The sequence below is a fragment of the Bacillus sp. GbtcB10 genome (assembly GCF_019091365.1).
GTDB classification, from domain to species: Bacteria; Bacillota; Bacilli; order Bacillales; family Bacillaceae; genus Bacillus; species Bacillus altitudinis.
The window spans coordinates 1-235 of the sequence record NZ_JAGXJP010000405.1 but is presented as its reverse complement, the minus strand read 5'-3'; the positions used below and the strand labels follow the sequence as shown (position 1 = coordinate 235).

General features: G+C 31.9%; 1 pseudogene. It reads left to right on the top strand.

Going from position 1 to position 235, the window contains the following annotated elements:
• Positions 1-235 (top strand): annotated as a pseudogene (locus KVT11_RS20660) (phage tail family protein); the annotation flags it as partial.

Genomic DNA, 235 nt, shown 5'->3' with positions numbered 1-235 from the left:
AGAAAGTCTTGCAGATGTTTATGGATATCGCAGACATTTAAATAGGATATTAAATCCAAAACTAGGTCCATTTATTTTAACCATCACTTTACCGCACGGAACTTTTCAAAATGAGATTGTTATAGAATCATTACCAAAGTATCGTGTGGAAGATGAACAGTATAAAATTTTACAGCAAGGATTACTCCATATTAATACACCTGATCCATACTGGAAGAATGACATAGATATTGAA